A 20,514-nucleotide genomic window follows, 5' to 3' on the forward strand; every position below is an offset into this window, starting at 1 on the left:
CCCCGTGGAGGTGGTGACGTGTCACGAAGGCTGCTGCGCACGGTCTGCACGGGCGCGCTCGCCGTGGCGACGGCGCTCACGGGGATGCTCCCGGGGGCGGCCGCCGCCCCGGACCCGCCCGTGGACCCCCCGGCGGAGGCCCCGATCGCCTGGGCGGACCCGGCGGCGGAACCGGTCGGCCCGGTCGACCCCGCCACACCGGCCGCCACGGGTACGGGTACGGGTACGGGTACGGACGCTGCCGCAGGTACGGACCCCGTGCCGGGCACAGGCCCCAGTACGGGCCCCGGCGCGGACCCCGCCGACCCGGCGCTCCCGTCCCCCTCCCCCACGGCCCCGTCCTCCCCCACGGCCTCTCCCCCCGTCGAGGACGACGCCGCCGCGCTTCCCGCCCCCGGCGGGAGCTCCGTCAGCGGACTGCTCACCCGACTGCGGACGCTGTATCAGCAGGCCGAGGCCGCCACCGAGCGGTACAACGCCGCGGAGGAGGCGCTGAAGCGCCAGGCCGCCGACACGAAGAAGGTCACCGCTCGGCTCACCGCCGCCCGGACGGCGCTGGCGCAGGGCCGTGCGGCGGCCGGGCGGATCGCCCGGGACCAGTACCAGGGCAGATCCGATTCCTCGCCGTTCCCCTCCTACCTGCGGCTGCTCTTCGCCGCGGACCCCCAGTCGGCCCTGGACGAGGGGCATCTGATGGCCCGCGCGGCCCGCGACCGGGCCACCGCCGTCTCCCGGCTCACCAGGGCCGAGCGGCAGGCCGGCAGCCTCGCGAGCGCCTCCCGCAAGGCCCTGGACCGGCAGCAGGGGCTCGTCGCCACGCAGCGCACCCGGCGTGACGAGGTGCGGGCCAAGCTCCTGGAGGTGGAGAAGCTGCTCGCCGCCCTGTCGCCGGACCAGCTGGCCCGGATCACCGCGCTCGAACGGGTCCAGACCGCCGGCGCGCAGAGCCAGCTGCTCGGCTCCGGGGTCCTGGACGGCCCGCGCACCCCGTCACGGGCGGGCGCGGAGGCGCTGCGCTTCGCGGTGGAGCAGATCGGCAAGCCGTACGAGTGGGGGGCGGAGGGCCCGGAGGCGTACGACTGCTCGGGGCTGACGCAGCAGGCGTGGGCGGCGGCCGGCCGGGAGCTGCCGAGGACCAGTCAGGAGCAGTGGGAGAGCCTGCCCCGGGTGCCGCTGACCGAGCTCCGTCCCGGCGATCTGGTGGTCTACTTCCCGGGCGCGACCCATGTGGCCCTCTATCTGGGCGAGGGCCTGGTGGTGCAGGCCCCGCGCCCCGGCGGGAAGGTGAAGGTCTCCCCGCTCGCGGCGAACCCGGTGCTCGGGGCCGTACGGCCCGATCCGGGGGGAACGGCCCTGGAGAGGTACACCCCGCCCGAGCTCCCCGCCGGTGCCGGGGACGGCGGGGACGAGGGCTACGACCGGGATTGAACTCCCGCCCGCCGCAAGCCCCTTGCCCTTGCACGTAATATGCAACAAGCTTGACGGGTCCTTACCGATGGCCGATGGCCGATCGCCTCTACCGGACACGGAGCCCCGTCATGCCCCGACTGCTGCCGGACACCCGGCCCCGCCGCGCCCTCGCCGCCTCGAACTTCGTCAACGCCGTCGGCAGCGGCCTCTTCCTGACCGCCGGAGTGCTGTACTTCACCCAGGCCGTGCGCCTCCCGGCCGCCGCCGTGGGGCTCGGGCTCGGCATCGCCGGACTCCTCTCGCTGGCCGTGGGGATCGCCGTCGGCCACCTCGCGGACCGACGCGGGGCGCGCGGGGTCCTCGTGACCACCCTGGCGGTGCAGGCGCTCGCCACGGCGGCCTTCGTCCTCGCCGACAGCTTCTGGCCGTTCGTCCTCGCCGTCTCCGCGGCCACCGGCGCGAAGGCGGCCGGTCTCGCCGCCCGGGCGCCGCTCATCCGGCACCACGGAGGGGAGAGGCCGCAGGAGTTCCGCGCCTATCTACGGGCCGTGACCAACGTCGGCATCTCCTTCGGGGCGCTCCTCGCGGGATGGGCGGTCCAGGTCGGCACCCTCGGCGCCTACCGGGTCCTGGTCGCCGGGAACGCCCTCGCGTTCGCGGCCTCCGCCGCCGTCCTGCTCCTGCTGCCGCCCGTCGCGCCCGCGCCCGTCGCCCGCGGGCCCCGGTGGATCGCGCTGCGGGACCGGCCGTACCTGGCGCTCACCGCGCTCGACGGCGTCATGGCCATCCAGTTTAAGGTGCTCACCGTCGCGATCCCGCTCTGGCTGGTGGGGTCCACCACCGCCCCGCACTGGCTGGTCTCCGGCACCATGCTCGCCAACACCGTCCTCGTCGTCGGCCTCCAGGTGCGGGCGAGCCGTGGCGTCGACTCGCCCCGGGCCGGCGGCCGCGCCTACCGGCGCGCGGGAGCGGCCTTCCTCGTCTCCTGCGCCCTCGTCTCGCTCTCCGCCGGGACGCCCGTCGCGGTGGCGGTGGTCCTGCTCCTGACCGCCGTGGTCGTCCACACGGTCGGCGAACTCTGGCACGCGGCGGGCGGATTCGAGGTCTCGTACGCCCTCGCACCGCCCCACGCCACCGGCCAGTACCTGGGCGTCTTCGGTCTGGGCGCCGGTCTCTCCGAGGCCCTCGGGCCCGGACTGCTCATCGCGCTCTGCATCGGCTGGGGCCGGCCCGGCTGGTTCGCCGTGGGGGCCCTCTTCGCCCTGACCGGCCTCCTGACCCCGCTCGCCGTCCGGCGCGCGGAGGAGGGCCGTCAGTCGCTGAAGAGCGAGATGACCCCGAGCACCCAGACACCCACGAAGACGACCGTGCCCATCAGGCAGCCGGCACCCACGACGAAGCCGCCGAACGACCACCCGCCGGTGTCCGGCGCGTACTCCTCGTCCGCGTCCTCCTCGTAGGAGGCGGGATCGTCCCAGTCGACGGGCCGCCCCAGTTCCTCGGCGCGGGCCGTCCGCACGGACACGAGCTGCCGCTCGGCGAACGCGGTGGCGGCCAGCGCCTCGGGCCCGCGCCACGCGAGGGCCTTCATGCGCCGTGCGGGAGACCCGTACCGCTCCTCGAAGGCGGCGGTCTCGTCCGGGCGCCGGTCCTCTTCGAGGTACGTCCAGCGCCCGGCCTCCGCCGCGTCGCCGTACAGCCGGTACACCTCGGCCAGTCGGCGGCGGAGGGTCAGGTCGTACGGGAAGGAGGAGACGAGTCCGCGCAGGCGCTGGCGCGCCATCGGCACACGGCCTGCGGCCAGGTCCGCGTCCACGCGGGCGACGGTGTTCTGCTGGGACATGAACACATGATCGAGCATCCGTGCGGAACGACTCGACCCCTTTTACGGCGACCCGTTTCACGCCGACCCGTTTCACGCCGACGGCCGACCCCTTCTCCGGGAGCCGGCCGTCGGTGGCCCACTAGCCGGCGGAGACCTCGGCCAGGTACGCGTTCGTCTTCTCCGGGTCGAAGAAGAAGTTCTCGAAGTCCGCCGGGTCGTTGAAGCCGTTGGCGAAGCGGTCCGCGACGGGCTGCAGCTGGCCGGCCGCGCCGAGCAGGTTCAGGACGTGCTCCGGCGGGGGCGCCAGCATCGCGTTCGTCCACTTGGTGACGTGCTGGGCCGTCTTCCAGTAGCGGTCGAAGGCGCCCTGCATCCACTCCTCGTCGAAGGGCTCGTCGCCCTGCTCGACGATGGCGGCGAGGTACGCGGCGGCGCACTTGGACGCCGAGTTGGAGCCCTGACCGGTGATCGGGTCGTTGGCGACGACGACGTCGGCGACGCCGAGGACCAGACCGCCGCCGGGGAGCCGGCCGATGGGGTTGCGGACGGTCGGCGCGTACCGGCCGGCGAGGGTGCCGCCCGCGTCGGTCAACTCGACCTTCGTCGCCCGCGCGTACTCCCAGGGGGTGAACTTCTCCATCAGCTCCAGCGTCAGCGCCAGGTGCTCGGAGGGGTCCTTGACGCCCTGGAAGACGTCGAGCGGGCCGCCGGGGACGCCCTCCCAGAAGAGGATGTCGGCGCGGCCGCCGGTGGTGAGGGTCGGCATGACGAAGAGCTCGCCGACGCCCGGGACGACGTTGCAGCGGACCGCGTCGAAGTCCGGGTGCTCGGGGCGGGGGCCCAGGCCGTGGACGTACGCGACGGCCAGGGCGCGCTGCGGCTCGCTGTACGGCGAACGGGACGCGTCCCGGCCGAACATGGAGACCAGCTCGCCCTTTCCGGCCGCGACGAGCACCAGGTCGTAGCTGCGGGAGAAGTAGTCCAGGTCGCCGACGGCCGCGCCGTGGATCACCAGCTGGCCGCCGCGCTGGGCGAAGGTGTCCATCCAGCCGGCCATCTTCACGCGCTGGTCGACGGACTGGGCGTAGCCGTCGAGCCGACCGACCCAGTCGATCAGACGGGCGGAGTCGGGGCCGGCGACGGAGACGCCGAGGCCCTCGATCTTCGGGGCCTGGGACTCCCAGAAGTTGAGGCCGAGGTCCCTCTCGTGCTGGAGGGCGGTGTCGAACATGCACTGCGTGGACATGACCCGGCCGGTCCGGATCTCGTCCGCGGTCCGGTTCGACATGAGGGTGACCTCGTACCCCTGCGACTGGAGTCCGAGGGCGAGCTGCAGGCCGGACTGGCCGGCGCCGACTATGAGTATCTTCCGCATGGGCGGGGCTCCTGGCGTGACGGGTCGAACTGTTCGGGGGGGGGCGGGCTATTCGGGCGTGGCTTCGAGGGCGTGCGCGACCATCGCGAGCAGGCTCTCGACGACGCTGTACCGCTTGCGCGCGTCCATGATCACCACGGGCACGTGCGCGGGCACGGTCAGAGCCTCCCGCACGTCGTCCGCCTCGAACAGCTCGGTGCCCTCGAAGTGGTTGACGGCCACGATGTACGGCAGCCCGCAGCTCTCGAAGTAGTCGAGCGCCGGGAAGCAGTCGGTGAGCCGGCGGGTGTCGGCGAGCACGATCGCCCCGATCGCCCCGCGCACCAGGTCGTCCCACATGAACCAGAAGCGCTGCTGTCCCGGCGTGCCGAAGACGTACAGCACCAGGTCGTTGTCGAGGGTGATCCGGCCGAAGTCCATCGCCACCGTGGTGGTGAGCTTGTCCGGGGTGGCGGTGAGGTCGTCGGTGTCCTCGCTCGCCCGGGTCATCAGCGCCTCGGTCTGGAGCGGGGTGATCTCCGAGACGGCGCGGACGAAGGTGGTCTTGCCGACGCCGAAGCCGCCCGCGACGACGATCTTCGTCGCGATCGGGGCGCGGGAGTGGTCGAGCTGCCAGTCCTGGGCGCCCTCTTCGGTGTCGACCCCGTCGGCGACCGGTTCGCGCGATGCGGACCCCGGCTGGGCGGGGATGCCGACGGCGGCCGCCGGCGTTTCGGAGACGGCGGCGGCGTCAGAGACGACGGAGTCCACTCAGCACCCTTTCGAGGAGCGCGCGGTCGGGCTGCCCGGTGCCGTGACCGGTCCCGTACACACGGATCTTTCCCTGGTCGGCCAGGTCGCTGAGCAGCACCCGGACGACCCCCAACGGCATCTTCAGAAGCGCCGAGATCTCCGCGACCGTCCGCATCCGGCGGCAGATCTCGACGATGGCCCGCATCTCCGGCATCAGGCCGCGGGCGGCGGGCCCGCCGTCCGTCAGGACCTTGCGGGCGGCGGGCGCTTCGAGCGCCGCCACGAAGGTCTCGACGAGCAGGATGTGACCGAAGCGGGTCCGGCCGCCGGTCAGCGAGTACGGGCGCACGCGCGCGGGGCGCCGTCCCTCTCCCCGTACCGGCAGCGTGAAGGCGTGATGTGCCGAGGACATGGCCGTCACTGGGTGCTCTCCATCGATTTGCGCAGCTCACTGCGGACTTCGGGGGTGAGTACGTGGCCGGCGCGGCCCACGAAGAGCGCCATGTGGTACGCCACGACGCTCATGTCGCAGTCGGGCGTGGCGTGCACGCCGAGCAGCGAGCCGTCGCTGATCGACATGACGAAGACGCTGCCCTCCTCCATCGCCACCATCGTCTGCTTGACCCCGCCGCCGTCCATCAGCCGGGCCGCCCCGATGGTGAGGCTGCCGATGCCGGAGACGATGGTGGCCAGATCGGCGCTGGAGCCGCGCGGCCCGTCGGGACGGCCGGCGCCCTCGGCGGCCGTCGTGGCCTGCTGGGTGGCCGGGTCCGACGAGAGCAGCATCAGGCCGTCGGAGGAGACGACGGCCACCGAGCGGACACCCGGGACCTCCTCCACCAGATTCCCCAGCAGCCATTGCAGGTTGCGGGCTTCCGTGCTCAGTCCGAACGTTCCCGTCGCGGTCAACTGCGTGCCTCCTCGACTGTGTCCCCCGTCTTCTCCCCTGTACGTGCGGTCTTCGTGGCTTCTGTGGGCGCCGTGCCCAGCTCCGCCTCCACGTCCCGGCGCCCCGCCTTGGCGCCCTGGTGGAAGCCGCCGAGCCGGCGGCGCAGGGCCTCCGCGTCCACGCCGCCCCGGCGGGGCGTGGTGGGGGCGGAGGGCTGACGGACCACCTGCGGGGTGCGCTTGGGCAGCCCCTTGTCGGTGACGCGCTCCCACTGCGCGGGGCGCGGACCGGGCACCGTCCCGTCGGCGGCGGTCGCCTCGACGGGCGCCGCCTCCTCGCCGTCGGCGGCGCGCTCGTGGGTGTCCGGCTCCGGCGGCGGGTCGGGCAGCCGGACCTGGAGCGTGGTCTCGGAGACGGACTCGTACGACGCCTCGGGCGCGGCTTCGGGCTCCGGAGCGTACGGCGGCTCGGGCTCGTGGGCCGCTTCCGGCTCGTAGGCCGCCTCCGGCTGGGGGGCGTACGGCGGCTCGGGCGTCGAAGGCTCGGGCTCCGGGGCGTACGCGGGCTCGGGCGTCGACTGCTCGGGCTCGTAGGCCGCTTCCGGCTCCGGGGCGTACGACGCCTCGGGGGTCGCTTCCGGCTGGGGGGCGTACGGCGCCTCGGGGGTCGCTTCCGGCTGGGGGGCGTACGGCGGCTCCTGCTCCCGCGGCTGTTCCGTGTCCGCCGCCAGGAACGCGGCCTCCGCCGCCTCCACGAGGGGGTCGCGGTGCCGGGGCGGCAGGGTGTTGGAGTTGGCCTCCGCGACCGAGCCGGGCAGCTGGATCACGGGCGCGGTGCCGGCGACCCGTACGGGCTCCGACACGGCCGTCGGCGGGGTGGTCGGCAGCAGGGCCGGCGGCAGGACCACGACGGCCGCCGTGCCGCCCGGCTTCTGCTCGCGCAGCTCGACGCGGACCCCGTGGCGGGCGGCGAGCAGGGCGATGACCCGCATGCCGAGCCCCTCGCCCTCGAAGGCCTCCGGGTCGGCCTCGGCGAGGCGCGCGTTGAGCTCGGCGGACCGGGAGGCGGTCATGCCGATGCCCGAGTCCTGCACGGAGAGCATCACCTCGCCGCTCTCCAGGAGCCAGCCGGAGAGCTGGACCTCGGCGTCGGGCGGCGAGAAGGAGGTGGCGTTCTCCAGGAGTTCCGCGACCAGGTGGCTCAGGTCGTCCGCGGCGAAGCCGGCGACCTGGGCGTGCGGCGGCAGCGACTGGATGGTGACCCGCTCGTACCGCTCGATCTCGCTGACGGCCGCGCGCAGCACGTCGACGAGCGGGACGGGCCCGGCGTGGCCGTGGACGTGCTCGTGGCCGGCGAGGACGAGGAGGTTCTCGCTGTGGCGGCGCATGACGGTCGCCATGTGGTCGAGCTTGAAGAGGGTCGCGAGGCGGTCCGGGTCCTGCTCGCGCTCCTCCAGCTTCTCGATGACGCCGAGCTGCCGCTCGACGAGCCCGAGGCTGCGCAGCGAGAGGTTGACGAAGGTGTGGTGGACGGTGCCCCTGAGCCGTTCGAGGTCGGCGGTGAGGAGGGCGACCCGGCCCTGGAGGTCGGCGCGCTGGGCGGCGAGCTCCGAGCCGACGGCGTCCTTGGCGGCGACCAGGTCGGCACGCTCGTCGGTGAGCCGCTCGGTCTGCGCGGCGAGGCCGGCGAGCTTGCCGTGCAGGGCGTTGAGGGAGCGGACGACCTGGGCGAACTCGTCGTTGCGGCCGGTGAAGCGGATCGCTTCCTCGGCGTGCGGCTCGGGGGCCGCGGCGAGCCGGGCGGCGCCGAGGCGGAGCACGGCGAGCGGCCGGGTGAGGGTGCGGGCGACGTAGGTGGAGATGCCGATCGCGACGAGGAGGCAGCCGCCGAGGAAGGCGATGCGCAGTTCGAGGGCGGTGACGTCGTCGTCGCGGAGCGCGGCGAGGCGTTCGACCCGCTGGGTGGCGAGGGCGGACTCGACGCCGCGCATCTGCTCGATGCGGGCGGAGAGGGCGGACTCCAGGGCGACCGGGTCCGTGCCGCGCTCGGCCTCGGTCAGCTTGGGCTGGTCGGTGAGGCTGGCGAGGGCGAGCTCGGCGGTCTTGACGTCGGGGCCGGTGACGGTGGCCGCGAGGGAGTCGCGGGCGGTGGTGCCGGCGGCCTGGTCGAAGTCGCCGAGGGCGGCGAGTTCGCGGACGCGGGCCTGCTGGGCGGCGGCGGTGAGGCCGTCGCGGGCCCGGTCGGCCTCGACGGCGCCCTCGGGCTCGTCGGCGACGTAGGTGCCGCTCTCGGCGTCGTAGTGGACGCCCCCGGTGGCCTCGGGCTGCGACACGGAGAGCGCGCCGAGGAGCAGGCCGCGGGTGGCGGAGGCCTGTTCGACGGCGCGGCCGAGGGCGGCGGGGGCGCGGGTGGCCTCGGTGAGGGCGGTGTCGGAGGCGCGGGCCGGGGTCTTGTCGGCGAGTTCGTCGGCGAGGGCCTGGAGCTTGCCGATGACGTCGGAGTACGCCTTGTGGGCCTCCAGGGCCGTGCCCTTGCCGGTGAGGGCGGCGCGGCGGACGGAGGGGACGCCGGCGAGGTCGCGGCGGAGTTCGGCGGGGGCGGCGGCCCGGATCTCGTCGATCTGGCGGTCGACGCGGGTGGAGCGCGCGTCGGTGACCTTCCGCCGGTGCTCGGCGTCGCCGCTCTGGGTCTCGCGTCCGGCGGCGATGTACGCCACGACCTCGTCGCGCTCGTCGGCGAGGGAGTGCGCGAGGGTGACGGCCTGCCGGTCGAGTTCGGCGAGGGTGACGAGGCGCTGGGACTCGGTGAGCTCGGCGGAGGCGGCGAGGATCGCGGGGGCTCCGGCGGCGAGGACGGTGACGCCGACGAGGGCGACGCCGGCGACCAGCCGGTTGCGGACGCGCTTGGGCCGGCCGGCGGGGGCCTGCGGCTCACCGGGGGTCTGGCTCTGCGTGCCGTTCTTGCTCCGAGGCCGCTTCTTCTGCACCGGTGCTCGCATTCTTGATTCGTCCGCCGATGAAGCAGAGGTGACGGCCGGTCACATGGAGCGCCCCCACCCCTGGTACGGCTTCCGACCATTCCAGCGCTTCTGGCAAGGGGACGGGCATCGGCCGCTCCGCCACCCGAACGAGTGAACAACACTCAGTAGTTGGCGAACAACTTCCGGAGTCGGATTCCGGGGGCTCGCGCGGGGCGCCGGTTGGATCTTCCGGGCGGCCTTTGGCAGGATGCCCGCCCGCAGCTTCCCGGAGGTGCTTCTTCCGCCTCCCGGGTCGCGTTCGCGAGGTTGGTACAGGCCTTTTCCGGTCCTTTGCAGGTCTCGTGAAGGAGTTCCGGGGGGAATGCGCGGGGGCGGGCAGACTGGACGCCATGCGCAGTGAAGTCGCCTCCCTTCCCGGCAGCCCCGAACGCCCCAACGAGGACTGGGTGGCCGCCGTTCCGTCCACCTCGGACGGCGGAGGGGCGGTCGTCCTGCTCGACGGCGTCACACCTCCCGTCGGTGATGACGGTTGTGTGCACACGGTCCCGTGGTTCACCGCGCGACTGGGCGGAGCTTTGACCGAACTGTCCGGTTCCCGCCGGGACATGCCCCTGCCCGAGATCCTGTCGCTGGCAATCCGGCGCACCGCGGACGCCCACCGCGACACCTGTGACCTTTCTCACGTGCGAACGCCCCAGGCGACCGTGGTGCTCGCCCGCTGGGACGAGACCCGGGTCGAACACCTCGTCCTCTCCGACTCCGCCCTCCTCCTGGAGGCCCCCGACGGGACGGTGCGGGCGGTGCTCGACGACCGGCTCGACCGGGTGCCGGACGAGGTGCGGCGCTCGCTGGAGGCGACGGACCGGCTGCGGAACCGCGCGGGCGGCTTCTTCACCGCGGCGGCGGACCCGGCGGTCGCGGCGCGTGCGGTCGCCGGGACGACCCCGCGCGCGGAGGTGCGGGCCCTGGCGGCGCTCACGGACGGGGCGAGCCGCTGGGTGGAGCTGTTCGGCGAGGGCGACTGGACGGACTGCTTCGGCGTGCTGCGCGAGGAGGGTCCGGACGGTCTGCTCCGCCGGGTGCGGGCCCTGGAGACGGACGACGCGCGGGTGGGCGGGCCGCGCCGCTGGAAGCTCCACGACGACGCGACCGCGGTGTACGCGGAGCTGTGGGACCGCTGAGTGGCGGCCCCGCGCGTCAGCCCTCCGAGCGGACGTTGAAGTGGTTCAGGAGGCGGGCCAGTTCGGCGACCTCGGCGCGGTCCCAGTCGGCGAGTTTGCGGACGTAGCGTTCGCGCCGGGCGTCACGGACGCTGCGGAAGCGGCTGCGGCCCTCCTCGGTGAGGCGGACCAGCGAGGCGCGGCCGTCGGCGGGGTCGGGGTCGCGGGCGACGAGTCCGAGGTCCTCAAGGGCGCGGAGCTGGCGGCTCATGGTGGCCTTGCCGACGCCGAAGTAGCCGGCGAGTTCGGTGGCCCGCTGGGGTCCTGCGTCGTCGAGGCGTACGAAGAGGCCGTAGGCGGCCGGCTCCAGTTCGGGGTGGACCTCGCGGGCCATCTCGCCGGACTGGGCGCGGGCGCGGCGCAGAAAGACCGCCAGCTCCCGCTCGAGGGCGAGGAATTCCTGGTCCACACCACCTCCGGCGGTGGCCCGGCCTTCATTCCCCGTACCGCTTCCGTGCACGTCAGCACCTTCCGCGCGCTTTCCGGTCGCTGAAAGTTTCTTGCCGAGGCGTCCATCGCCGCAGCTCCTTCAGTATTTCGCAGGCGTAGACCAACGGCGGCAACCGGGCCCTCTTCCGTGGGCGGGTCTACGTGCGTAGCGTCTTCCCCGGCAGCCCAGAGTGACATGTTCATTCCAGGTTGTGTCACCGGCCTGCCCCCACCGCTCCCCCACCGAGCCTTTCGGAGGCACGCAATGCGTGTGCACAGATCCGGAACGACCCTCGCCGGCGCCGCCCTCGCGGCCCTGGCCCTCCTCCTCCCCCTCGGCCTCTCCGGCACCGCCAGCGCGGCCCAGGTCCCGGGCGCCCGGCAGGCGATCCCCGCGCGCGGCTCCGCCTACATGGGCATGGGCGTGATCGCGCACGACGGCCAGGGCGCCAAGCCCGGCGGCGTCTCCACCCTGGCCGCGCAGACGGAAGGCGTGGACGTCTCCAGCCACAACGGCAACGTGGCCTGGTCGACCCTGTGGAACAGCGGCGTGAAGTGGGCCTACGTCAAGGCGACGGAAGGCACGTACTACAAGAACACCTACTTCACCCAGCAGTACAACGGCTCCTACAACGTCGGCATGATCCGCGGCACGTACCACTTCGCCACCCCGGACACGACGACCGGAGCCGCGCAGGCCGACTACTTCGTCAACAACGGCGGCGGCTGGTCGGGGGACGGCAGGACCCTGCCGGGCGTGCTCGACATCGAGTGGAACCCGTACGGCGCGACCTGCTACGGCAAGACGGCGTCCGGGATGGTCGCCTGGATCCAGGACTTCGTGAACCGGTACCGGTACCGGACGGGCCGCGACCCGGTGATCTACACGGCGACGAGCTGGTGGAAGCAGTGCACCGGCAACTCCGCGGCCTTCGGCTCCACCAACCCGCTGTGGATCGCGCGGTACGCCGCCGAGGTCGGCGAACTCCCGGCCGGCTGGCCGTACCACACGATCTGGCAGTACACCTCGTCCGGCCCGACGGTCGGCGACCACAACCACTTCAACGGGGACTACTCGCGCGTGCAGGCGCTCGCGAACGGCTGATCCCGCTCTCCGGCCGACGGCGGCCTCCCGGGTGTGCGGCACCCCGGGGGGCCGCTTTTTCCGTCCCTCCCCTTGCCCATTGGTATGGACCAATGCGAGGCTTCCCCCGCCGGCCGCGCGGGAGCCAACTCACTTGCGCCCGCAGCGCGTTGCTCACCCCGTACTCCCCCACGCACGAGAGAGAGCCCCCGCATGCCGTCCTCCCGCCGCACCGTCACCGGCGTCGCAGCCCTGTCCGCCGCCGCTGCCCTGGTCAGCCTCACCCCCGCCACCGCGAGCGCCCACGGGGCCGTCTTCGACCCCGTGAGCCGGGTGGCGGCCTGCTACGCCGAAGGCCCCGAGACGCCCAGGTCCCAGGTGTGCAAGGACCTCGTCGCCGACTCCGGCACCCAGCCGCTCTACGACTGGAACGAGGTCAACATCGCCAACGCCGCCGGGCAGCACCAGGCCCTCATCCCGGACGGCAAGCTCTGCTCGGCCAACCGCGAGAAGTACCGGGCCCTGGACTGGGCGCGCACCGACTGGCCGGCCACGGCCGTCGCCGCCGGCTCCTTCGGCTTCAGGTTCCGGGTGACGGCCCCGCACTCGGGCACGATGACCGTCTACATCACCAAGGCCGGCTTCGACCCGACCCACCCCCTGAAGTGGTCGGACCTGGACCCGACCCCCGTCGCCGTCCACGACACCGGCCGCACCGCCACCGACGGCTACTACACCTTCACCGGCACCTTCCCGGCCCGCACCGGCCGCCACATCGTCTACAAGATCTGGCAGCGCAACGACAGCCCCGAGGCCTTCTACAGCTGCTCGGACGTCACCTTCGGCGGCACGGCGACGGCGACGGGGACCCGGGCCCAGCCCCCGACCGAGGCGAAGATCGCGGCCGGCGCCGAGCTGTCCACCGTGAGCCACGCGGGCCACGGCGGCGACGAGCAGCCCCCGGCCCTGTCCGCCGACACCGCCGAGGCCCCTTCCTCACCGCTGCCGACGGCCCTCACGGGCGCGGGCGCCCTCGCCGTCTTCGCGGCGGGCAGCCTCCTCCTGGGCCGCCGCCGCGGCACGTCCGCCTCCTGACCTCCGGGCCGCGGACCCCTCCGGCTCCTAGGAGCCGGAGGCGAGCGGGAAGAGGGCGGTGAGCCGGGTCATCGCCGACCCCTCCGGCCGAGGCTCCCGGTCCTCCTCGTCCTCTTCCCACTCCCCCGCCGCCTCCGCGGCGTCCTCCGCCTCCTCGACGGCGTCGAGGAACTCCTCGCCGTCGTCGTCCTCCTGGCCCGTCAGCTCGTCGTACGCGTCCTGGGCGACGTAGTCGAGCTCCTCCCACTCCGGCCACTCGTCGTCGTCCCAGTCGTCGTGGTGCCGGCCCACGAGCGCGCGCACCCCGGGCACGTCGGCCAGCGCGTCCGGGTCGGCGAGGACCGACTCGTACACCTTCCGTCCCTGGCCGACCAGCCAGAGCGTGAAGTAGTGGAAGCCGTCGTCCGTGCAGTCGCCGCCCTCGATCCGGTTCGCCGCCGTCCACACCGCGCGCGTGTCCGCGGCCTCGCACGCCCGCTCCAGCCGCACCTGGAAGTCCACGCTCTCGGCCACCGGACGCCTTATCAGCTCTTCCCGCAGCCACTCGAGGCGCTCGTCCCGGTCACCGGTCCGGCGGCCCAACTCGTCGATGAGAGCCCAGAAGGCGTCGTCGTTCATGCGTACGAGCATGCCAGCCCCGACTGACATCCAGGTAACGAGATCCGGGCGCTGGATCCTGGATCCAGCGCCCGGACGGGATCCAGCGCCCGGACGGGGAGTTACGCGGCCACCTCCACGGGCACCACCGCCGGTGCGAGGGCGATCTCCAGGACCTGGCGGACGTCCGTCACCGGGTGGACCTCCAGCTTCTCCAGGATCTCGGCCGGGACGTCGTCCAGGTCGGCCTCGTTCCGCTTGGGGATCACGACGGTCGTGACGCCCGCCCGGTGGGCGGCGAGGAGCTTCTGCTTCACGCCGCCGATCGGCAGCACCCGGCCGGTGAGGGAGACCTCGCCGGTCATGGCCACGTCCGTACGGACGAGCCGGCCGCTCAGCAGGGAGGCGAGGGCGGTCGTCATGGTGACGCCCGCGCTCGGCCCGTCCTTGGGCACCGCGCCCGCCGGGAAGTGGATGTGCACGCCCCGGTCCTTCAGGCCGGTGACGGGCAGTTCCAGTTCCGCGCCGTGCGAGCGGAGGAAGGAGAGCGCGATCTGCGCCGACTCCTTCATCACGTCGCCCAGCTGACCGGTGAGGGTCAGTCCGGCGGCGCCCGTCTCCGGGTCGGCGAGGGAGGCCTCCACGAAGAGGACGTCACCGCCCGCGCCGGTCACGGCGAGCCCGGTGGCGACGCCCGGCACGGCCGTCCGCCGCTCCGCCGGGTCCTGGGCCGACTCCGGCACGTGGTGCGGGCGTCCGATGAGCTCCCGCAGGCCGTCGGGACCGATCGTGAACGGCAGCTCGCGGTCGCCCAGTTCGTGCTGGGCCGCGACCTTGCGGAGCAGCCGGGCGATCGAGCGCTCCAGGGTGCGGACGCCGGCCTCGCGGGTGTACTCGCCGGCCAGCTTCCGCAGCGCGGCCTCCTCCAGGACGACCTCGCCCGGCTCCAGACCGGCCCGCTCCAGCTGGCGCGGGAGCAGGTGGTCACGGGCGATGACGACCTTCTCGTCCTCCGTGTAGCCGTCGAGGCGCACCAGCTCCATGCGGTCGAGGAGCGCCTCGGGGATGGCTTCGAGGACGTTGGCGGTGGCCAGGAAGACGACGTCGGAGAGGTCGAGCTCGACCTCCAGGTAGTGGTCGCGGAAGGTGTGGTTCTGCGCGGGGTCGAGGACTTCGAGGAGCGCCGCCGCGGGGTCGCCGCGGAAGTCGGAGCCGACCTTGTCGATCTCGTCGAGCAGGACCACCGGGTTCATCGACCCGGCCTCCTTGACGGCGCGGACGATCCGGCCGGGCAGGGCGCCGACGTACGTCCGCCGGTGGCCGCGGATCTCCGCCTCGTCGCGCACGCCGCCGAGGGCGACCCGGACGAACTTCCGGCCCATGGCGTGGGCCACCGATTCCGCGATCGACGTCTTGCCGACGCCGGGCGGGCCGACGAGGGCGAGGACGGCGCCGCCGCGACGCCCGCCGACCACGCCGAGGCCGCGGTCGGAGCGCCGCTTGCGCACCGCGAGGTACTCGGTGATCCGTTCCTTCACGTCGTCGAGGCCGGCGTGCTCGGCGTCCAGGACGGCGCGGGCGCCCCGGATGTCGTACTCGTCCTCGGTCCGCTCGTTCCACGGCAGTTCGAGGACGGTGTCGAGCCAGGTGCGGATCCAGGAGCCCTCGGGGGACTGGTCGCTGGACCGCTCCAGCTTCTCGACCTCCTTGAGGGCGGCCTCGCGCACCTTCTCGGGCAGGTCGGCGGCCTCCACGCGGGCGCGGTAGTCGTCGGACTCGTCGCCCTCGGCCTCGCCGTTGAGTTCGCGCAGCTCCTTGCGGACGGCTTCGAGCTGGCGGCGGAGCAGGAACTCGCGCTGCTGCTTGTCGACGCCCTCCTGGACGTCCTTGGCGATGGTCTCGGCGACGTCCTGCTCGGCGAGGTGCTCGCGCAGCTGGGCGGTGGCGAGCTTGAGGCGGGCGACCGGGTCGGCGGTCTCCAGGAGTTCGACCTTCTGCTCGACGCTGAGGAAGGGCGAGTAGCCGGAGTTGTCGGCGAGGGCGCCGACGCCGTCGATCTGCTGGACGCGGTCGACGACCTGCCAGGCGCCGCGCTTCTTGAGCCAGCTGGTGGCCAGCGCCTTGTACTCCTTGACCAGTTCGGCCACGGAGCCGGGCAGTGGATCGGGCAGGGTCTCCTCGACGGTGCTGCCCTCGACCCAGAGGGCGGCGCCGGGGCCGGTGGTGCCGGCGCCGATGCGGACGCGGCCGAGGCCGCGGATCAGCGCGCCGGGGTCGCCGTCGGACAGACGGCCGACCTGCTCGACGATGCCCAGGACGCCGGTGCCGGCGTAGGTCCCGTCGACGCGCGGCACCAGGAGCACACGGGGCTTGCCCGTGCCGGTGCGGGCCGCGGCCTGGGCGGCCTCGACGGCGGCCCGTACGTCGGTGTCGGACAGGTCCAGCGGCACCACCATTCCGGGCAGCACGACCTCGTCGTCGAGCGGCAGCACAGGCAGAGTGAGCGGCACGGACGGCATGGACTCAGAAGCCATGATCTCCCCTTCGGCAGTCAAGTTGAGCTATGAGCACTCAATGCTTGTGAGCCCCCGGATGTTCCCGGACGTCCGTTCGCTCTGAGCGATCACCCCTGCACGCGCCCGCACGGAGCAGATGTAATGCCCACATGGATATATCAGCTATTACTTCCGCCTGGGTGGCGGGCTGGACCGTCTCCCGGGGCACCCCGTCCGCCGTTGCCGAGCCCTGGGGCTACCGGATCGACGTCGGACTGCCCCGGCACGTCGTACGGCACGTCCTGCCCGCCCCCGACGCGGGCTCCGTCGGCGCGCTCTGCGCCCGGCTGACCGAGCCGTACAGCTGGCTCAAGGTGATGGCGGCCCCCGAGGAGGCGGCGTCCTGGATCACCGACGGGTGGACGGTCCCCGACGACCCCGGCTTCATGATGGTCAAGCGACTGGATCCCGGCGTCCGCCCCGCGCCGCCCGAGGGATACGCGCGCACCACCGAGGTCCGCGACGGCGTCATCCGGGTCCGCGTCCTGGCCCCGGACGGCACCCTCGCCGCCCGCGGCCAGATCGCCCCGACCGGCTCCACCGCCGTCGCCGACCAGATCGAGACCGACCCCGCGCACCGGCGCCGGGGCCTGGGCGCGAACGTCATGCGCACCCTGGAGGCCGCCGCCGCCCAGGCCGGCGCCGAGACCGGCGTGCTCGCCGCGACCACGGACGGCCTCGCGCTCTACGACTCGCTGGACTGGCGCTACCGGGGGCCGCTCACCGGAATCGTCCGAACGGATCCCTGACGGCCCCTGACGCTTCCGACGCCCTCTCCGGGGCGCTCCTGGCGCCCCTGACGTCCCCCGGGACTCCTGGTGCTCCTGATGTTCCCCGACGCTCCCTGCCGCGTCCGGCTGCGCGCGGAGCCCCGGAGCGGGCATGCTCGTCCCATGGTGCGAGGCGTACGGGGTACGGGAACGTGGTGCGGGGCCCTGCTGCTGGCGGGAGCCCTGGTCGGCGGCGTGAGCGGCTGCGGCCCCGGGACGCCGCCCGCGCCCGGCGGGCCGTCGAGCGCGAGCGCGCCGGCCCTGCCGAGCCCCACGACGGACCCCGGCACACCGGCGGCGGACCCCCAGCCGGGCGAGGTCCTCGTCGAGGTGGTCGTCAACGGCGGCCTGGCGGGCGTCCGCAACAAGCTCGTCGTCCACTACGACGGCAGCTGGACCAGCCGCTCCGGCACCAAGCCGCCCCGGACCGGCAGGCAGACCCCGGCCGAGGCCGCCGAGCTCCGGGCGGCCCTGGAGGACCCGGCGTTCGCCCTGGTCCCGGAGCGCCCGACAGGCAGCCCGATCCCGGACGGATTCCAGTACTACGTGACGTACCGCCACCGGCTGGTCGTCGCGGACGACGGCGAGCGCTCGCCCGCCCTCCAGCGCGTCTTCGCCGCCCTGCCGGAGGGCGGTCCGCCGACGAACCCCTGAGCGGAGTTCGCCGAAGCCCCGCGCGCATAGGGCTCGTTACGCGTTTGTCCCGGCCGTCGGCGCCCCGCCAGGATGGTCGGGACGAACCGGACGTACACGAGACCACGGAGTGATCATGACCAGCCCCGTCACCCTCGACCGACGTGAAGGGCCGTACGGAGAAGTGGTGCTCCGCCGCCGCGCCGAGCACTACGAGATCATCGCCAACGGCACCTTCCTGATGGACACCTCCGACGGACGCTCCGAGCGGCTCCTGGTCGACGCGGCCCTCGCCGCCCTTCCCGAGGGGTCCCGTCCCGGCGCCTCCGTCCTCGTCGGCGGCCTCGGCGTCGGCTTCTCCCTGGCCCACGCCGCCGCCGACCCCCGCTGGGGCCGGATCACGGTCGCCGAGCGTGAGGAGGCGATCATCGACTGGCACCGGCAGGGACCGCTCGCGGCGATCTCGGGGGCAGCGCTCGCCGATCCGCGGACCGTGATCCTGCACACGGACCTCGTGGCCCACCTCCGCACCACCACCGACACCTACGACGCCCTCTGTCTCGACATCGACAACGGCCCCGACTGGACGGTCACCGAGGACAACGAATCCCTGTACTCGGCCGAGGGATTGGCGACCTGCGCGGCCCGCCTGAACCCCGGCGGTATCCTCGCCGTGTGGTCCGCGCAGCCGTCCGCCGATTTCGAAGAGTCGTTGCGGAATGCCGGATTCAGCGGGGTACGGACGGAAGAGATCCCCGTTGCCCGGGGCGTCCCCGACGTGGTCCACCTCGCGGTCCGTCCCGGGTAGCTCCTGGATAGCCGGGACGCCGTCGGTACCTCTAGGCTGCTGCACCGACATCGGCGACGCGAGGCGGGGCAATGGAGCAGACACACACCACTCACCACGGTGCGGCGGCCACTCCGGGGGCCCAGCGGCGCGTCCTGGTGGTCGAGGACGACGCCACGATCGTGGAGGCGATCTCCGCGCGGCTGCGCGCGGAGGGCTTCCTCGTGCAGACCGCGACCGACGGTCCCGCGGCCGTCGACGCGGCCGAGGCCTGGCAGCCCGACCTGATGGTCCTGGACGTGATGCTGCCCGGCTTCGACGGCCTGGAGGTGTGCCGCAGGGTCCAGGCCCAGCGCCCCGTCCCGGTCCTCATGCTGACCGCCCGCGACGACGAGACCGACATGCTGGTCGGCCTCGGCGTCGGCGCGGACGACTACATGACCAAGCCGTTCTCGATGCGCGAGCTGGCCGCCCGGGTGCACGTGCTGCTGCGCCGCGTGGAGCGGGCCGCGCTCGCGGCGGTCACCCCGCGCAGCGGGATCCTGCGCCTGGGCGAGCTGGAGATCGACCACGCGCAGCGCCGGGTCCGGGTCCGCGCGGAGGACGTGCACCTGACCCCGACCGAGTTCGACCTGCTGGTCTGCCTGGCGAGCACCCCCCGGGCGGTCCTCTCCCGCGAGCAGCTGCTCGCCGAGGTGTGGGACTGGGCGGACGCCTCGGGCACCCGGACCGTGGACAGCCACATCAAGGCGCTGCGCCGGAAGATCGGGGCCGAGCGGATCCGTACGGTCCACGGCGTCGGTTACGCGCTGGAGACCCCGGCGCCGTGAGCCGGCCGGGGCCCGGGAGGCCGCACACGGGACAGGGGCCGCGCCGGCCCCGCCGGATCGTGATCTCGATCAAGACCAAGCTGGGCGCCCTGGTCGTCGGGGCGGTCCTGCTGACCTCCTGCCTGGCCCTGGTGGCGATCCGCACCTCCACCGAGTTCCGGTACATCACGATCTTCGCGATGATCGCGACCCTGCTGATCACCCAGTTCGTGGCGCAGTCCCTGACGGCGCCGCTGGACGAGATGAACACGGTGGCGGGGTCGATCTCGCGCGGGGACTTCAGCCGCCGGGTGCGGGGCGCGGACCGGCGGGACGAGCTGGGCGACCTCGCCTCGACGATCAACCGCATGGCGGACGACCTGGAGGCCGTCGACCGGCACCGCAAGGAGCTGGTGGCCAACGTCTCGCACGAGCTGCGCACGCCGATCGCCGCGCTGCGGGCCGTCCTGGAGAACGTCGTGGACGGGGTGTCCGAGGCCGATCCGGAGACCATGCGGTCGGCCCTGAAGCAGACGGAGCGGCTCGGGCGGCTGGTGGAGACCCTGCTCGACCTGTCACGTCTTGACAACGGTGTCGTCGCGCTCCGGGCAAGCCGTTTCGAGGTCTGGCCGTATCTGTCGGGCGTCCTGCGGGAGGCGAACCTGGCCGCGTCCCAGCGCGGTCTGTCGTCCACCTCGGGGCTGCACCGCCGTACGGACGTGCATCTGCACCTGGACGTGTCGCCGCCCGAGCTGGTCGCGCACGCGGACGCGGAGCGGCTGCACCAGGTGATGGCGAACCTGATCGACAACGCGGTGAAGCACTCCCCGCCGCACGGCCGCGTCACGGTCCGGGCCCGGCGCGGCCCGTATCCGGACTCGCTGGAGCTGGAGGTCGAGGACGAGGGCCCCGGCATCCCGGAGTCGGAGCGGCACAAGGTCTTCGAGCGGTTCAACCGGGGCTCGGCCAAGGACCGGCAGGGGCCGGGCAGCGACGGCGGCACGGGCCTCGGGCTCGCGATCGCCCGCTGGGCGGTGGATCTGCACGGCGGCGGGATCGGAGTGGCCGAATCGTCACGTGGATGCCGCATCAGAGTCACTCTTCCGGGCAGCCTTCCCCCCAGGGATTGACGTAGGGTTCGAACCGGAAGCACACGTTCTGCGTGTACGTGAGCAGGACGTGCGTCAACGTGAGCGGGACTGCGTTTCCGTGAGCGAGACCTGCGTCTACGTGAGCGGGACGCGATCAGGGGTGCGGCCGAACCGGGCCGTGCTCGCGCTTTTCCGTACCCTCACACCTGCAGAACCACGGTTGTTTCCCGCCA

Annotated in this window: 18 protein-coding genes and 1 pseudogene; 10 read left to right on the top strand and 9 right to left on the bottom strand. The window is 73.4% G+C overall.

Features of this window, described 5'->3' with window-relative positions:
* Window positions 1-18: 18 nt before the first annotated feature.
* Together BLW86_RS12410 and BLW86_RS12415 are read left to right on the top strand one after the other, a co-directional pair.
* On the top strand, window positions 19-1,428 hold the full coding sequence (locus tag BLW86_RS12410) for a C40 family peptidase (RefSeq protein ID WP_256341289.1): 1,410 nt from the start codon (window positions 19-21) through the stop codon (window positions 1,426-1,428).
* A gap of 110 nt (window positions 1,429-1,538) precedes the next feature.
* A pseudogene (locus tag BLW86_RS12415) lies at window positions 1,539-2,447 on the top strand (MFS transporter); the annotation flags it as partial.
* Window positions 2,448-2,722: 275 nt separating this feature from the next.
* Here the strand turns inward: BLW86_RS12415 and BLW86_RS43120 are convergent.
* The 6 genes from BLW86_RS43120 to BLW86_RS12440 all read right to left on the bottom strand — a co-directional run bounded on the left by BLW86_RS43120 (window position 2,723) and on the right by BLW86_RS12440 (window position 9,229).
* Window positions 2,723-3,253, bottom strand: coding sequence for a DUF6584 family protein (locus BLW86_RS43120; RefSeq protein WP_256341290.1), 531 nt, complete (start codon window positions 3,251-3,253; stop codon window positions 2,723-2,725).
* A gap of 121 nt (window positions 3,254-3,374) precedes the next feature.
* Window positions 3,375-4,610 carry a styrene monooxygenase/indole monooxygenase family protein gene (locus BLW86_RS12420; protein ID WP_093874097.1) on the bottom strand — a complete coding sequence of 412 codons (1,236 nt, stop codon included), beginning with the start codon at window positions 4,608-4,610 and terminating at the stop codon, window positions 3,375-3,377.
* Window positions 4,611-4,658: 48 nt separating this feature from the next.
* Window positions 4,659-5,360 (bottom strand): GTP-binding protein, encoded by a 702-nt coding sequence (locus BLW86_RS12425; protein WP_371129475.1) that lies wholly within the window; start codon window positions 5,358-5,360, stop codon window positions 4,659-4,661.
* Complete coding sequence (locus BLW86_RS12430) at window positions 5,341-5,754, bottom strand: DUF742 domain-containing protein (protein ID WP_093878629.1); 414 nt, start codon at window positions 5,752-5,754, stop codon at window positions 5,341-5,343. Before BLW86_RS12430 ends, BLW86_RS12425 begins: the two co-directional genes overlap by 20 nt.
* Window positions 5,755-5,759: 5 nt before the next feature.
* Complete coding sequence (locus BLW86_RS12435; protein ID WP_093874098.1) at window positions 5,760-6,251, bottom strand: roadblock/LC7 domain-containing protein; 492 nt, start codon at window positions 6,249-6,251, stop codon at window positions 5,760-5,762.
* Entirely contained in the window at window positions 6,248-9,229 is a 2,982-nt protein-coding gene (locus tag BLW86_RS12440; RefSeq protein WP_256341291.1) for a nitrate- and nitrite sensing domain-containing protein, read from the bottom strand. Before BLW86_RS12440 ends, BLW86_RS12435 begins: the two co-directional genes overlap by 4 nt.
* A 371-nt stretch (window positions 9,230-9,600) precedes the next feature.
* On the opposite strand from BLW86_RS12440, the gene BLW86_RS12445 reads away from it, so the two are divergent.
* Entirely contained in the window at window positions 9,601-10,392 is a 792-nt protein-coding gene (locus tag BLW86_RS12445) for a protein phosphatase 2C domain-containing protein (protein WP_093874100.1), read from the top strand.
* A 16-nt stretch (window positions 10,393-10,408) separates the two neighbouring features.
* Here the strand turns inward: BLW86_RS12445 and BLW86_RS12450 are convergent, their stop codons facing one another.
* Window positions 10,409-10,891, bottom strand: a complete 483-nt coding sequence (locus BLW86_RS12450) for a MarR family winged helix-turn-helix transcriptional regulator (RefSeq protein WP_093874101.1) — start codon at window positions 10,889-10,891, stop codon at window positions 10,409-10,411.
* Between the two features lie 234 nt (window positions 10,892-11,125).
* Here BLW86_RS12450 and BLW86_RS12455 point away from each other — a divergent pair, with 234 nt between their 5' ends.
* Both BLW86_RS12455 and BLW86_RS12460 read left to right on the top strand, forming a co-directional pair.
* On the top strand, window positions 11,126-11,965 hold the full coding sequence (locus BLW86_RS12455) for a lysozyme (RefSeq protein ID WP_093874102.1): 840 nt from the start codon (window positions 11,126-11,128) through the stop codon (window positions 11,963-11,965).
* Window positions 11,966-12,157: 192 nt separating this feature from the next.
* Complete coding sequence (locus BLW86_RS12460; protein WP_093874103.1) at window positions 12,158-13,039, top strand: lytic polysaccharide monooxygenase auxiliary activity family 9 protein; 882 nt, start codon at window positions 12,158-12,160, stop codon at window positions 13,037-13,039.
* A gap of 27 nt (window positions 13,040-13,066) precedes the next feature.
* Here BLW86_RS12460 and BLW86_RS12465 read toward each other — a convergent pair whose 3' ends face one another.
* Together BLW86_RS12465 and lon are read right to left on the bottom strand one after the other, a co-directional pair.
* Window positions 13,067-13,657: a DUF4240 domain-containing protein gene (locus tag BLW86_RS12465; protein ID WP_256341292.1), complete on the bottom strand. Its 591-nt coding sequence runs from the start codon at window positions 13,655-13,657 to the stop codon at window positions 13,067-13,069.
* Between the two features lie 101 nt (window positions 13,658-13,758).
* On the bottom strand, window positions 13,759-16,170 hold the full coding sequence (gene lon / locus BLW86_RS12470) for an endopeptidase La (RefSeq protein WP_093874105.1): 2,412 nt from the start codon (window positions 16,168-16,170) through the stop codon (window positions 13,759-13,761).
* A 131-nt stretch (window positions 16,171-16,301) separates the two neighbouring features.
* Here lon and BLW86_RS12475 point away from each other — a divergent pair, with 131 nt between their 5' ends.
* The 5 genes from BLW86_RS12475 (at window position 16,302) to BLW86_RS12495 (ending at window position 20,320) form a co-directional block, all read left to right on the top strand.
* A complete protein-coding gene (locus BLW86_RS12475; RefSeq protein ID WP_093874106.1) occupies window positions 16,302-16,940 on the top strand; it encodes a GNAT family N-acetyltransferase in 639 nt (212 codons plus the stop codon).
* A gap of 144 nt (window positions 16,941-17,084) precedes the next feature.
* A complete protein-coding gene (locus BLW86_RS12480) occupies window positions 17,085-17,615 on the top strand; it encodes a hypothetical protein (protein ID WP_093874107.1) in 531 nt (176 codons plus the stop codon).
* A gap of 115 nt (window positions 17,616-17,730) precedes the next feature.
* A complete protein-coding gene (locus BLW86_RS12485) occupies window positions 17,731-18,402 on the top strand; it encodes a spermidine synthase family protein (protein ID WP_093878630.1) in 672 nt (223 codons plus the stop codon).
* A gap of 71 nt (window positions 18,403-18,473) precedes the next feature.
* Window positions 18,474-19,211 (top strand): response regulator transcription factor, encoded by a 738-nt coding sequence (locus BLW86_RS12490; RefSeq protein WP_030688813.1) that lies wholly within the window; start codon window positions 18,474-18,476, stop codon window positions 19,209-19,211.
* The gene (locus BLW86_RS12495; protein ID WP_371129477.1) at window positions 19,208-20,320 is read left to right on the top strand and encodes a HAMP domain-containing sensor histidine kinase; all 1,113 of its coding nucleotides are present in this window, start codon (window positions 19,208-19,210) and stop codon (window positions 20,318-20,320) included. The genes BLW86_RS12490 and BLW86_RS12495 overlap by 4 nt, the downstream gene beginning before the upstream one ends.
* The last annotated feature ends 194 nt before the right edge of the window (window positions 20,321-20,514 follow it).

It is taken from the genome of Streptomyces sp. TLI_105 (assembly GCF_900105415.1).
In the GTDB taxonomy this organism is placed as follows: domain Bacteria; phylum Actinomycetota; class Actinomycetes; order Streptomycetales; family Streptomycetaceae; genus Streptomyces.

Bases quoted from the DNA above. Each gene is read 5' to 3' on its own strand.
- BLW86_RS43120 (WP_256341290.1), bottom strand. From the start codon at position 3,253: ATGTCCCAGCAGAACACCGTCGCCCGCGTGGACGCGGACCTGGCCGCA.
- BLW86_RS12420 (WP_093874097.1), bottom strand. From the start codon at position 4,610: ATGCGGAAGATACTCATAGTCGGCGCCGGCCAGTCCGGCCTGCAGCTC.
- BLW86_RS12430 (WP_093878629.1), bottom strand. From the start codon at position 5,754: ATGTCCTCGGCACATCACGCCTTCACGCTGCCGGTACGGGGAGAGGGA.
- BLW86_RS12440 (WP_256341291.1), bottom strand. From the start codon at position 9,229: ATGCGAGCACCGGTGCAGAAGAAGCGGCCTCGGAGCAAGAACGGCACG.
- BLW86_RS12445 (WP_093874100.1), top strand. From the start codon at position 9,601: ATGCGCAGTGAAGTCGCCTCCCTTCCCGGCAGCCCCGAACGCCCCAAC.
- BLW86_RS12455 (WP_093874102.1), top strand. From the start codon at position 11,126: ATGCGTGTGCACAGATCCGGAACGACCCTCGCCGGCGCCGCCCTCGCG.
- BLW86_RS12460 (WP_093874103.1), top strand. From the start codon at position 12,158: ATGCCGTCCTCCCGCCGCACCGTCACCGGCGTCGCAGCCCTGTCCGCC.
- BLW86_RS12465 (WP_256341292.1), bottom strand. From the start codon at position 13,657: ATGAACGACGACGCCTTCTGGGCTCTCATCGACGAGTTGGGCCGCCGG.
- lon (WP_093874105.1), bottom strand. From the start codon at position 16,170: ATGGCTTCTGAGTCCATGCCGTCCGTGCCGCTCACTCTGCCTGTGCTG.
- BLW86_RS12475 (WP_093874106.1), top strand. From the start codon at position 16,302: ATGGATATATCAGCTATTACTTCCGCCTGGGTGGCGGGCTGGACCGTC.
- BLW86_RS12480 (WP_093874107.1), top strand. From the start codon at position 17,085: ATGGTGCGAGGCGTACGGGGTACGGGAACGTGGTGCGGGGCCCTGCTG.
- BLW86_RS12485 (WP_093878630.1), top strand. From the start codon at position 17,731: ATGACCAGCCCCGTCACCCTCGACCGACGTGAAGGGCCGTACGGAGAA.
- BLW86_RS12490 (WP_030688813.1), top strand. From the start codon at position 18,474: ATGGAGCAGACACACACCACTCACCACGGTGCGGCGGCCACTCCGGGG.